Consider the following 13425-nt stretch of genomic DNA (forward strand, 5'->3'; position numbering starts at 1 on the left):
GCCGAAACTCAGGATGTTCTCAAACTTGCCGCGTGCATTGGGGCGCAGTTTGATTTAGAGACATTGGCAATAGTCAGGGAAGAATTACCAGAACAAACGGCATCAGCGCTGTGGAAAGCCTTGCAAGAAGGACTCATTTTAGTGATTTCAGAAGGCTATAACTTCATTCAAGCAGATGCTCAATCCCCGAATCAGTCTGTTGCTAATCCCACTTATAAGTTCCTGCACGATCGCGTTCAGCAAGCGGCTTATTCATTGATTCCTGATGACCAAAAACAAGCTACTCATCTGAAAATAGGACAGTTACTGCTACAAAGTTCTTCCGAGATAGAAACAGAAGAAAAAATCTTTGATATTGTGGGGCATTTAAATCAAGGAATTGAGTTAATCAATCAATTAAGTGAACGATCAGCCTTAGCCAAACTCAACTTAGAAGCGGGACGCAAGGCCAGAAATTCTACCGCCTACGCTGCGGCAAATATCTATCTACAAATGGGAATTGAGCTACTGACACCTCAATGTTGGCAAACTCAATATGAATTGGCGCTAAATCTTTACGTTGCTGCTGCTGAAATTGCCTATTTGAATGGTGATTTTGATGGTATGGAACAGATGGCAGCACTGGTTTTGCAAGAAGCCCAAACAATTTTAGATCGAGTTAAAATTTACGAAATTAAAATTGCCGCTCAGACAGCCCAGAGCAAGGTTTTAGAAACGATCGCAGTAGCAAGAGACGCACTCTTACAATTGGGGATTGAACTTCCTGCCGAACCTGATGAAGCCTTGATTGGCAAAGCGCTACAAGCCCTTGCGGGCAAACTAAGTGGCAGAAAGATTGAGCAATTGGTTGACTTACCTGTGATGACAAATCCACAGACTCAGGCAGCTATGCAACTGTCTGGTATGTTGTTTCCACCCATTTTCCAGGGAATGCCCGGTTTGCTGCCCCTGCTGAGCTCCACGATGGTAAGTTTATCGCTCTCCTTTGGGAATGCGCCTGCATCGACGGTGGGTTATGCGATGCACGGGATGGTGTTCTGTGCCTTTTTACAAGAGGTGGAAACTGGCTATGGCTTTGGGCAATTGGCACTTTCATTGCTCGATCAGTTGAATGTACCCGAATTCAAGTCCACAGTTCTACTTTTGTTTGGTGGCTGGATTCAGCATCGCCAAGAATCTCTTTTGGCAACGATACCGACGCTGAAAGAGGGCTATAGGTTAGGGATGGAAACAGGCGACTTTGTAAACGCTGGCTACAACATATATATTTGCTTTTATACTCATTTATTCGCTGGTGTAGAACTAGACACTTGGGAACCAGAAATAGCAAGTTATAGGGCTGTCATGGCGCAGTTGAAACAATATTCTGCTCGGGTTTATTTGGATATGATTCAGCAGACGGTGCAAAACTTGAGGGAAACCCGTATGCAGCCGGATTTGTTAATAGGCGAGGCCTACGATGAAACGGTGATGATTCCCAAGCACTATCAGGATAATGAATTCACGGCGATCGCTTGTGCCTGCATCTACAAACTCCTGCTTGCTTACTGCTATGGCAATTACACTGGTGCCTTAGACCACATTACCCAAGTCAAAAAGTATTTGATGGGAGTATCTGGATCGGCTTTTGTTCCAATTTTTCATTTTTATGCCGCCCTGACGCACCTGGCACTTTTTCCCACACAGCCAGCCATTGAGCAAACTGAAATTATTGCCTTAGTGGAAACCCATCAAACCACGCTGCAACAGTGGGCGCAAAATGCTCCGATGAATTATCTGCATAAATGGTATTTAGTTGAAGCAGAACGGCAACGGGTGTTGGGCAATAAAGCCGAGGCGATTGAAATGTACGATCGCGCAATTGCTGGAGCCAAAGAAAACAAATATGTTAATGACGAAGCCTTGGCAAATGAACTAGCAGCCAAATTCTACGGGGAATGGGGCAAAACAAAAGTTGCTCAAGCCTACATTTTTGAGGCGTATTATTGTTATGTTGAATGGGGAGCCACTGCTAAGGTAACGGATTTAGAAACGCGATATCCTCAATTATTCGCGGTAACTCAACCGGGAAGGAAAAACACTCAAACTACCGTAGCAATGACAACGACTGGTTCGGGGAATCACCTAGATATCACCGCAGTTATGAAGGCTTCTCAGGCGATTTCTGGAGAAATTATGCTAGATAAGCTACTGTCTAGCTTGATGAAAATTTTGATGGAAAATGCAGGGGCGCAACGAGGATATCTGATTTTGTTAAGCCAGGGACAACTGTTCATTGAAGCTGAAGGAACAATCGATGACGAACTCGTCACCGTGTTGCAGTCAATCCCCGTTGAAACCTGTCAAGACCTTTCCTCGGCAATTGTCAATTATGTGAGTCGCACTCAAGAAAGCGTGGTACTAGATGATGCTGCGCGATCGGGACAATTTACCAACGACCGCCACATCCGAAAGCATCAGCCCAAATCAATTTTATGTGTGCCGCTGATTAACCAATCTCAAATAATTAGTATTGTTTACTTAGAAAATAATCTGACAGCGGGAGCTTTTACCCCTGAAAGAGTGGAACTATTAAAAGTGTTATCTGGACAGGCGGCGATCTCGATTCAAAATTCTAAGCTTTATACAGAAGTACGCGAAAATGAAAGCAGGCTGGCTCAACTCAACAAAGCTTACGAGCGATTTGTTCCCCATCAATTCCTCCAGTTTTTAGAGAAATCAAGCATCATTGATGTGGAATTGGGCGACCAAGTGCAGTTAGAAATGTCGGTGTTGTTTTCCGACATTCGCGACTTCACCACGCTTTCGGAAACTATGACGCCGGAGAATAATTTCAAATTTATTAATTCTTATCTCAGTCGCATGGAACCCGTCATTAATGAAAATAAGGGGTTTATTGATAAATATATTGGCGATGCGATTATGGCGCTGTTTAGTGGGGAAGCGGATAATGCGGTGAAAGCGGGAATTGCGATGCTGCACCGTCTCGTTGAATATAACGAATACTGCGCCAACGCTGGCTGTGCCCAGATTCAGATTGGGATTGGGATTAATACGGGTTCTTTGATGCTGGGAACTGTGGGAGGACCAAATCGTATGGACGGGACAGTAATTAGTGATGCCGTTAATTTAGCTTCTCGCGTGGAAAGTTTGACAAAAAATTATGGGGTTTCCCTGTTAATTACTCAGCCAACTTATACGCGCCTCAAAAATCCATCTCAGTACACAATCCGCACTCTAGACACGGTAAAAGTCAAGGGAAAATCCGAAGCTGTGACGATTTATGAGGTGTTTGATGCAGATCCGCCAGAAATTAAACAGGCCAAGTTAGCTACGCTGGAATTGTTTGCAGAAGCTAGGGCACTTTACTCGGAAGGGAAGTTATTTGAAGCGGCGCGACTGTTTTCCGAGTGTTGGCGTCAGAATCCGGGCGATCGCGTTGCTAAAATTTACTGGGAACGCTGTGAGTCTGCATTGCTGACTCGCACAAAAATCAAAGACAGGCTACACAATTTACATTAAGCGGTTGCTATACCTGAAAATCACCGCAAAAGTACGATCGACTGTTGAGGCATCCTATGCACTAGGCGATCGAAATCGGGTAGGTGTGTTGTTGCGCTTTAGCGCTAAAGCGCAACAACATACGAAGTCTAAAAAGTTACTGCCTGAACTATACTGCTGGCAGTGACTCCTTTCAAGACAGCTAAATATTCCCCTGTTACCTGATACTGAATTATAGTATCGCTAACAAAAGCGCCTGTTCCTTGAAAAATATTTAACTGGCTAAAAGCCAAGGGGCTAATTAAATCAATTTTGTCTTGATTGAGGGTAAAATCAGCAATCACATCAGCAGCGCCTAAGTCTGTTCCACCAGTGCCGATCGCGATCGCAAACACATCAAAACCCAATCCGCCTGTGAGAGTGTCGGTACCCATTTCTCCAAATAAGTAGTCATTGCCCCCGTCGCCAAACACGATATCGTCGCCATCGCCGCTGTAAATGCGATCGCTTTCCTTACCTGAGTAAATCAAGTCAATACCGCCGTCACCCCGAATAAATTCAATGCCTTGGCCGCCAAAAATAATGTCATTGCCATCGCCGCCGCTAATACCGTCATCACCTTTTTGTCCGTAAAGCAAGTCATCCCCTGCTTTGCCATCAAGATAGTCATTGCCGCGGCGTGCGTGGATCATGTCGTTTAATGCCGCTCCTGTGATGCGATCGTCCTTGTCTGTCAAACCGATTACTGACTTGTTCAACAAGGTTTTGACATCGCCTAAGTTGTCATTATCGCTGATATTGACCGTGAGAGGGGCGACGAGATTATTATACAATGTGTCATTGCTGGTAGTGGCGTGGCTAATTGGGCTGACACGATCGCCCTCAACAACCGCATCGTCAACCGCAGTCACCGTTACCGTTTGAGCCACATTCCAATTGACGGGAGTAAAAGTAAGGACAGGTAGGCTGACACTAACTTGAGTTTCAGGGGTAATGGCGACGGCGACATTAGCAGTTGGCTGAGTATTTAGTCGCACTTTGTATATATCGCTGCCCAAGCTTTCGAGTACCTCGGTACGGCCAAGTGGTTCAAGGAAAATGACTGCGGGAGTACCTGGTGTTGGGGTGGGAATCGGAGTTGTTGTCGGAGTTGGAGTTGTTGTCGGAGTTGGGGTTGGAGTCGGAGTCGGAGTTGTTGTCGGAGTTGGAGTTGTTGTCGGAGTTGGAGTTGTTGTCGGAGTCGGAGTTGTTGTCGGAGTCGGAGTTGTTGTCGGAGTCGGAGTTGTTGTCGGAGTCGGAGTTGTTGTCGGAGTTGGAGTTGGCGTTGGGGTCGGTGTTAGCGCAGTGTCGTTATCAGTAATAGCGAAGCTAACAGTCGAAATTGTGATGCCGTTATAATTAACATCGCTACTGGTAGAAGTAGGCGCGATCGCACCTGTATGATTTCCTTCAACTAAATTATCGTCAACAGCAACAACCGCAACAGTTTGAGTTACATTCCAATTAGTGCTGTCAAAATTTATCGACGAAATCGGATTAATTTGACTGCCTGTATCAAAGCTAATCGTAACAGGCGCAGTCGGCTGAGTATTTAACTTAACACTGTAACTTGCAGTTGCACCGCCTTCAGTCGCAGTCGTGCTGGTAGTGTTAACGGTGAAACCTGCGGTGTCATCATTAGTGACAGTTGTTGCGGCGGCATCAGCGGTAATAGTAGGAGTTGAACCTGGTGCGACAGGATTAGACAAGGTGAGGGTAACAGTTTCGTCAGGTTCGATCGCACTGTCGCCTAATACATCAAGAGTAATCGTTTTCGATGTCTCGCCCGCGGCAAAAGCGATCGTGCCAGTTGCACCCGTTGCCCCAGAAGTGCCGCCGATATTATTGTAATCGCTGACGTTGGTAGCAGTTCCCGCGATCGCATAATTGACGCTACTCGCTACACCAGTACCGCCGCTACGAGTCACCGTAAAAGTTAGAGGAGTTGTGCTGGTATTGCCTTCGGGAATGCTGGCAATATCGGCGGCGACGGCATAAGAAACAGTACCGTTAGCAGCAATAGTTAGTGTGGTTTGTTGTGTTGTACCTGCAACCCCACCAGTAATTGTGCCAAAGCTGAGAATTGCGGTTTCGGCATTTTCAGCTATGTTGTCAGGTTTGATAGTAACTGCAACATTTTGGGTGAGTGCGGCACCTGTTGTACCTGCGGGGAATGTAATCGAGGTAGGTGAAAAAGTGTAGTCAGAATTTTCGGTGGCTGTGCTGCTGGGGTCGAGCGCAATTGGTACAGTTACATCGCGGAAAGGAGTGCCGCCGCTGAGAGTGACGGGAATATTAACTACTGTATCCGTAGTTCCTTCTGTACCGCTGTATGTTGCTGCACCGAAATTAACTGTATTGGGTGTATTCAGCAGCACCGAAACGTTGTTAGGATTGAAGTCCGTGGTAGCCAAGTCAGGCAAACCGTCCCCATTCAAATCCTTCGCAATAACAGAAGTAGGCTGCAATCCCGCATCTAAATCAGCAGTCTTGGTAAATGTGCCGTCGCCATTCCCCAACAGAGTTGAAACCTTGTTATTGTTCACGACAGCCAAGTCTTGCTTGGAGTCACCGTTGAGATCCGCAACAGTGACGAAAACGGCGCTCGAATTTACTGGAATTTCCGTAGTAGTAAAGCCCCCACTACCATTCCCGAGCAAAATTGAGATGCTTTGAGAATTAATATTCGCCACAGCCAAGTCGGGGAAGGAGTCGCTGTTAAATTTCCCCACAGCCATAGAATAGGGTCGCGACCCCACTGTAATGTTGGTGGCAGCGCCAAAACTCCCAGTACCATTCCCCAGCAGAAGTGAGACGCTGTTAGAATCAGTATTGTAGCTCGTCACAGCCAAGTCTTTTGTACCGTTGCCGTCAAAATCATCGACGGCAATAGATTGAGGTAATTGTCCTACCAAAAAGTTTTGAGGAGGTGCAAAAGTGCCATTAAGATTCTGCAATAGAATTGAGACTACCCCATTAGGAGCGGTGACACCAGTGGCGCGATCAGTCGCTACAGCTAAATCTTGCCTACCGTCACCATTAAAATCGCTGGCAGCAATGTAATTAGCGGTACTCATTGGGTCTAAAGGTACATTGACGGGAGAACCCAAGCCACTGCTACTCCCAAAAAACATTGAGATAGAAGTGCCATTATCTACCACTAAGTCGTCATAGATATCTGTATTAAATTTAGCAACAGCGAGGGCATTTCTCCCTTGTGGCAACAGAGTAGCGGTGCCAAAGCTACCCGTGCCATTTCCTAACAGAATTGATGTCCCAGAACCATTAAGGCTGGTGGAAGCGGCACTGTTAGTCACAGCTAAGTCTTTTATTCCATCGCCGTTAAAATCACCGGCATCCACAAAGACAGGATCTGAACCTACGGGAAAATTAGTTGCCGCACCAAAAGTACTCAAAACATACTCGTAACCCGCTAATACTTCGGGTTCAAATACCAGCGGCGTTTCTATTTTCCCGGTTCTGACTTCCAGTTCCCAGTCGCCGCCCTTTGCTACACTTCCCGTGAGGTTTTGGGAAGCCGCAACCGACGCGCCGGTTAACTCACTCAGGCGTTGGAGGAATTGGTTAGGTTTTGTGGGCTTTGTAGCACTTTCAACTGGGCGGTTAAAACCGCTACTACACAAACTAAACCCGCCTGCGCGGGTTGAAATCCCATAGTTGGCGTAGGCGGACTTCGTTTGTATAGCCGCAAATTCTATTCGCCAGGGCTGATTAACAGCCGCTACGTTACACCCATACAGGAGAATATCGGCACCAGGAATTAGTGCTTTGCGCCACTGTTTGAGTTGAGGGCCGAAGGTTTCTATATTGCTGCTGTTGAGTGTATTTACACCGAGATGTACTGCACCTGGACTACCGTGAGAGATGATGTGGATTGCTTTTATATTTTGTTCAATTGCTAGCCTTTCGGTAATTTGCTCAATGCCATCCCGCGTTTCATCTAGGATAATTACCTCAGCATTTGGGGAAATGCCGCTAATTAAACTCTGGTAATCTTCAACATTTGAGGCAATAAAAACTAGATTTGAAATATTTTTTTGCTGTTTCATTATGCAACCTCTTTAATTGTTAAACTTTATAGATTTCACTAAAATATAACTTACAGCAAATTCCACCTTTATGAAGTAGCCCCGCCTATCGTTCTATCCCCGTAGGGACACGGCATTGCCCATTAGTGTCAACTTAAGCTCAAACCCAGTCAGAGACTGCTGTTTGACTATTAAATCTAGATCCCCCCTAGCCCCCCTTAAGAAGGGGGGATAAGAGTCTTATCAAAGTCCCCCAACAATCAGGGGGATTTAGGGGGATCGAGATATGTACAACTTCACATTAAATTGGTATTACGATTGCTTTGTTCCTCGCAATGACATTACCAAGGACTCCCAATCATCGTGAAGGCAGACCAATAATAAGGATGAGAGAGATTTTGATTAGTCAGTTGAGCTAATTCTGGCGGTAATTCTAACTCCTTATTTAAGTTTGACAAAATTAAACGACCATTTTCAATGCGAACTTGACCTTTAATCATAGCAATTTGAGCCTGCCGCAAAGCTTCAGCTTTAATCGGCGCAACTTTCAAAAAATGGTAAAATTCAGCCATTAACCCTAAAGTACCTTCATCGCTGACGTACCAAAGACTCGCTAAAACTGACTTCACCCCCGCTTGTACAGCTAGCCCCGCAAAGCCTAATTCAGCGTCATTATCACCCACAGCAGTTTTACAAGCGCTCAACACCAATAGCTCAACTTTAGGTGGCTGATTCCACCCTAGTTCGCGCACGCGATCGAGTGTTAACCTTCTATCTGATAACTGAATATAAGAATTGCTCGGTGCTCCTGACTTAAATTCTCCGTGAGTGGCTAGGTGAATAATCCGAAAGGCTTGGGCCGTGCGTTGCGACCTAAGATTGTTGAGAGTAAAGGTTTGGTTGAGGAAAGATTCGCCTTTCCATTCGGAGGCAATAGCATTAAGTTCTGCAGGCACTGCTGGCAAGGGTTGGTTATCGATAAATTGTGAGGCTCCCATTGCTAAAACTTCAGCATTTTTAACACTTTCATAGCTAGTATCGGTTAAGTTGACGCTGGGAATGAGTCCGATGCTGTACTTTTCTACTAGAAATTGAGAACCGTCATGGAGGGCGGCTAAGGGGAGCGATCGCAACCCCGCATCCATACTAAAAACTAGCGTATCGATTCCCTGAGCTTTCAAATCAGCTTCCAAGGGGGCAATCATCCACTGGTAAAGTTGTTGGGATGCTGGCAAATAGCTCGGAGTATTGAGGTTTCTGGAATTAACGAGTTCCGAGCTGAAGTTGGCGGCGACTTGCATCAAAGTTTCGCGCTTAGCTGCGGGGATGCTTTTATAAATTGGGATGCCTGTAGGGGGAACTACGATCAGGTCTAATTGTTCAGGGCGGGCTAAGGCGTAGATAATGGCTGGTTTTTTACCAGTTTGGCTGGCGATCGCTCTAGTTCTTTGTTGTATGGCGGTAAAAGATTGCAAATCCCGCCTGATTTCCTGGTTAATGTATGACCCCACTTGTTCACTGTAGAAGATATCGATAAAGAAACTGGCTTGTGGGATATCACCTCTATCGATCAGTCGTGTGATATCGCTAAGGCTAACTCTACTTAGAGGCGAGGCCGTTTGGACAATTTCGCTTACCCAATCGGATCTGTAGTTAAAAAGAGATTCAATTCTATTAATGCTATTCAGGTTGCCAGATTGTGCGATCGCATTGGTAATTGAAATATCCGGTAAGGGGAAAGCGGCACCAAGAGACGGAGATAAAGTTGGTGTCGGAGTAGGTAATGGCATTGGCGCTAACATTTCAGGCGCAATGGAGGGTACAAGCAATATCGGAGACGGTATTGCTTGTGGAATTGGCGCGGGTGATGGCGTTGGTTCTGGTATTAAAGATGGCGCAGGTGATGGCGTTGGTTCTGGTATTAAAGATGGCGCAGGTGATGGTTCCGGTGTTGGTTGTGGGGTTGGAGATGGTGTCTGTTCCGGTGTTGGTTGTGGGGTTGGAGATGGTGTCGGTTCCGGCGTAGGCGATGGTGTCGGTTCCGGTGTTGGTTGTGGGGTTGGAGATGGTGTCGGTTCCGGCGTAGGTGATGGCGTTGGTTCCGGTGTCGGTTCCGGTGTTGGTTGTGGGGTTGGAGATGGTGTCGGTTCCGGCGTTGGCGATGGTGTTGGTTCCGGTGTTGGTTCCGGTGTCGGTTCCGGCGTTAACGATGGCGCAGAAGTAACGATCGCAATATTGCCCTGAGTGTAACTGCTGGGTGGCACTGGCACCGCAAACTGTGGCGAAATTGTCTCGGAACCTGATGTAATGGCTCCCGCCGTCCCATTCGTTGTCGCATCGCCGACAATAAAAGGTGTAGTAGTGCCCCCTGCGTGTCCGATCGCGATCGCGCCGCCACCCGTGCCATTATTAGCGCTGGAAATGCTCACATTTACACCGTTACTCTCTGTAAAAGTGCCGCTGACTGTGAGAAGATTGCCAGCCGTGAGGTCAATACTGCCGCCAGTAGACTGAAGAGTGCCTGTAACGGCGATGTCGCTAGCAGCATTGAGAGTAATATTACCGCCAGAAGTCGCGATCGCATCCAGCGCAATGTCCCCTGCTGATTCCAAAATCACAGGCCCGCCTGCTGTCGAAATCGCTCCCACTCCGATGCTATTGCCCGAAGCAACACCGGGCGAAGCAAAAAATGTCTCCCCTGCTGTCGTATTCGGCGGCACATTGGCAGCATTCGCCAGAGTCGAAACGCCCGATCGCAGAATTAAAGCTGCACTACCTGAAAGCACCGCCGCATCTGGATCTGCGGAATCTGACAAAGTAGTATCTGGCCCAGTGATAGTAATATCTCCCGCCGCGATCGCGCCTTTTGCTTCTACCTTAAGTGAGGCTCCAGTATAATCCCCAAATCTCACATCTCCCTCGGAGCTAATAATCGGGTCGTACAAGCTCACAAAACTGCCGCGATCGCCAGACAATGTGAGAATAGCAAAATTACCACGCGCAGCGAAGTGAGCATCACCGGAAACAGTGCCATTGCTCAATAATGTGATATCCCCGGAGGATTGGAATGCAGGGTTAGGGTAATTTAGCGCCAAAATATCAATATTTTGATTACCTTGTATAGTCAGATTGCCGCCCGCGATCGCCCTGAAAGGATAACTTCCATCCCTCACCCGCACCGTATCTGCTGCCAACAGATACAAATTGTTCTCAGTAAGTAGCTGGCTTTCTACTAAAGTGAGATTACGTGCTGCCGAGAGTGTAGCATTCTGACTATTAACAGTAGAATTAGTGATCGCCACATCTCCGCTTTCCACCCTCAAACCCGCCGTCAAAACCACTTCTCCTGCACCGTTAACCGAGATCCCAGTAGCAGAGTTCACACCTGCGCCCGCAAGCAATTGCGGAAGAGACAAAGGCAGGGATAATTGCCCACTATGTGCCAACAATCCCCCCTCAACAACCCCAATTTCTAAACTTAATAAATGCCCTTCTTGACTAAGACGAACAGCATTTTTACCGGGTACAGCAGCGACAATAATATTACCTTGAGGAACCGTGAGGGAACCAATGTTGACAACTGTGCCGCCAATTAACGTTATACCTTGTCCCGGTAAAACAGCTAAATTACCTGCATTAATAATACTTCCCGGTTGGCTGAGATTAAAGTAAAAAGTGTTCGGAGTTCCTATCAGCGTACTGTAATCGTTCGCTCCAGCCACATTGAACAAACCGGAATCAAAACCGATGTTAGTAGCCGTAGTAGCTGTAAAAGCAGCAGGAAGATTCAAGCTAGCATTAGGGCCAAAGATCATGCCCGAAGGATTTATTAAAAACAGGTTGGAATTTCCACCACTTACTTGAATTAAACCATTAATAATAGAAGGATGGCCGCCTAGTACCCGACCCAGAATGTTGCGAATAGCGGGATTAGAGATAAAAGTAGCAATCTGCCCTTCGCTAAGCCCAAACTGTTGAAAACTGTGGAAAAGATTCGCTCCATCTCTCGAAGTTTGGCCGCCTGTAATATTGAAGCGATCGCGGTTGTCAGGCGTGACAGTAGTGCCCGCATCATTGGGTGCGGGAACAATGGGTTGTCCTTGTACCACGGCTGTACTCAAAATAGTCGCTGCGATCGCTAGCATTGCAGCACCATGTATAGAAAAGAAGGCTAGTTTCATTAGCTTTGAGCTGGCAGAGCACGTATCGGACAATTATAACTTTAAGGTATTGGCTGCTAAGTGCGGTCAACTGCGGCGTACACTTAGCGATTAAGAACCTCGTCACCATCAGGGCGATTGCTTTACCTGAAACCTAAATTCTGCACCCTCAACTGTCACAATCGGTTTTTACTTATTTTTATCCAGCAATAAAGCTATAATTTATAGCTTTAAACCGTACATTGACTGATAAAAAACTTTTTAAATGCCTAATTTATTACTTAAAAAATAGAGTTTTATGGGTAATTATGCTGTGTGATACCCCAGGCTGCGTAATGTGGACTGCAAATCACAGCAAAAGTGCGATCGACTGTTGGTGCACCATACAAACTAGGCGATTGAAATCGGGGCTACCAACAAGTATTTGCAGGCTGCTAGCCAAAAAACTAAACATTTGTTACAAAAACAAAATTTTTTACTTTCTAACGCGCTATGCTCTAGACAAAGCTGGTGCGTTTTGACTTCGCGTTAAATTTTACCCTAAAAATCAATATGCTCTCTATTCCCGGCGTAGCCGTCGTGACACTTCTCTATGAAAGTGCCAACTCCCTCGTTTACCGGGCTATTCGGGAAGCGGATAAAGGGCCAGTTATCCTTAAACTTCTCAAAGAAAGTTACCCCACACCTCAAGAATTGGTGCGCTACCGCACCGAATACCGCATCACCCAAGAGCTAAAAGAGCCAGGCGTGGTGCAGGTTTATGACTTGCAAAAATACCAAAACAGCCTCGTGATGTTTGTGGAGGACTTTGGCGGCGAATCCTTGAAAGTTTGGATGCAGCAGCGAAAGTTTACTCTGGAGGAATTTCTGCTCCTCGCTATTGCCACCACAGAAGCATTAGGGCAAATTCACCGCGCCAACATCATCCACAAAGATATTAACCCTTCTAATATTGTTTACAACCCGGAAACGGAACAATTAAAAATTATTGATTTTGGCATTTCCACTCAGCTAAGCCGAGAAACACCGATACTGAAAAACCCCGGAGTTCTTGAAGGAACTCTCGCTTACATCTCGCCAGAACAAACTGGTAGGATGAATCGCACCCTCGATTACCGGACAGACTTTTACTCGCTCGGCGTCACCTTTTACGAATTGCTGACAGGAAAACTGCCTTTTGAGACAGAAGATTCTTTAGAGCTAGTTCACTGCCATATTGCTAGACAACCAGTTCCACCGCACGAAATAGAGCCACAAATTCCCGTAATTGTCTCTCAAATTGTCAGTAAATTGATGGCGAAGAATGCCGAAAACCGCTATCAAACAGCCTGGGCCATCAAGCAGGATTTAGAAATGTGTCTAGTTCAATTACAAGAAACCGATAGCATAGAAGAATTTGCCTTGGCAACGCGGGATATTACAGACCGTTTCCTGATTCCCGAAAAACTCTACGGCAGGAAAACAGAAGTTTCTAGTCTATTAGCTACATTTGAACGAGTCAGAACAGGTAGCGCCGAAATGATGCTGGTAGCTGGCTTTTCGGGAATTGGGAAAACCGCAGTAGTGAACGAAGTCCACAAGCCGATCGCCCGACAGCGTGGCTATTTTATCAAAGGCAAATACGACCAATTCCAGCGCAATATCCCCTTCAGTGCATTTGTGCAAGCATTTCGGGA

Annotated in this window: 4 protein-coding genes; 2 read left to right on the plus strand and 2 right to left on the minus strand. The window is 46.3% G+C overall.

All coding sequences use genetic code 11. From position 1 onward, the window contains the following. Nucleotides 1–3522: adenylate/guanylate cyclase domain-containing protein (locus QUA23_RS29585; protein WP_333110660.1), on the plus strand; the 3522-nt coding region annotated here is incomplete at its 5' end. Nucleotides 3523–3650: 128 nt separating this feature from the next. Here the strand turns inward: QUA23_RS29585 and QUA23_RS29590 are convergent. Further along, nucleotides 3651–7610 (minus strand): DUF4347 domain-containing protein, encoded by a 3960-nt coding sequence (locus QUA23_RS29590; RefSeq protein WP_333075131.1) that lies wholly within the window; start codon nucleotides 7608–7610, stop codon nucleotides 3651–3653. 320 nt (nucleotides 7611–7930) lie between these two features. Continuing rightward, a complete protein-coding gene (locus QUA23_RS29595) occupies nucleotides 7931–11734 on the minus strand; it encodes a CHAT domain-containing protein (RefSeq protein ID WP_445243535.1) in 3804 nt (1267 codons plus the stop codon). Between the two features lie 567 nt (nucleotides 11735–12301). On the opposite strand from QUA23_RS29595, the gene QUA23_RS29600 reads away from it, so the two are divergent. Beyond that, nucleotides 12302–13425, plus strand: a 1124-nt coding sequence (locus QUA23_RS29600) for a protein kinase domain-containing protein (protein WP_333093958.1), incomplete at its 3' end; no start/stop codon positions are given.

The sequence above is a fragment of the Microcoleus sp. Pol1C5 genome (assembly GCF_036701115.1).
GTDB lineage: Bacteria > Cyanobacteriota > Cyanobacteriia > Cyanobacteriales > Microcoleaceae > Microcoleus.

What these genes read in the sequence shown, in the direction of transcription:
- QUA23_RS29590 (WP_333075131.1), bottom strand. Translation starts at nt 7,610, where the DNA reads ATGAAACAGCAAAAAAATATTTCAAATCTAGTTTTTATTGCCTCAAAT.
- QUA23_RS29595 (WP_445243535.1), bottom strand. Translation starts at nt 11,734, where the DNA reads ATGCTAGCGATCGCAGCGACTATTTTGAGTACAGCCGTGGTACAAGGA.